General features: G+C 69.4%; 1 protein-coding gene and 1 pseudogene. Both read left to right on the top strand.

Features of this window, described 5'->3' with window-relative positions; translation table 11 throughout:
* A pseudogene (locus C2142_RS42105) lies at nucleotides 1-109 on the top strand (IS5/IS1182 family transposase); the annotation flags it as partial.
* Nucleotides 106-504: a hypothetical protein gene (locus C2142_RS37595; RefSeq protein ID WP_174315828.1), complete on the top strand. Its 399-nt coding sequence runs from the start codon at nucleotides 106-108 to the stop codon at nucleotides 502-504. The pseudogene C2142_RS42105 and the gene C2142_RS37595, both read left to right, overlap by 4 nt.
* The last annotated feature ends 54 nt before the right edge of the window (nucleotides 505-558 follow it).

Below are 558 nucleotides of genomic sequence, written 5' to 3'. Positions count from 1 at the left end.
GCCCGACAACGCCGCCTCCCGCGTCTACTGGGCCTCCACCGCCGGCATGCTCCGCCGCCTCACCACCCCCAGCCCCGCCTGGCGCGACGACGTCGAGCTGGCCGCGTGAACGTCACCGAACTCCTGCGGCTGTTGCAGGCCGAACACGACGAGACCGCCGCACGAGCCGACGGCCTGCGAGGGCAGATCGAGCAACTCACCAGTGCCCTGGCCGAGGTCGAGGCCCGCCTCGCCGAGATCGTCACCACCGGCAAGGTCATCGACGGCCTCGCCCTGCCCGACCACGCGCCGGCCCCTGCGGAGACCGCCACCGTCTACCAGCGCATCGTGACCGCCTTCAACGAGCACCCCGGGCAGGTCTTCCGGGTTCGCGACCTACACGAATTCCTCGGCCTGCCCACCGACGAGCCCTCGATCAACGTCACCCGCTCCCGCCCGGGACGACTCGTTCGTCAGGGACTCCTTGCCCAACCCGGACGTGGCCGCTATCAGAAACGGACTTAACGCCCTCTGAGTGGGCGTTTAGGGACGGTTTGCGGCGCTAAGTCGATGACCAAC

This window comes from Streptomyces sp. CB01881 (assembly GCF_002953255.1).
Classification (GTDB): Bacteria; Actinomycetota; Actinomycetes; order Streptomycetales; family Streptomycetaceae; genus Kitasatospora.
This window is presented reverse-complemented; position numbering and strand designations above follow the sequence as displayed.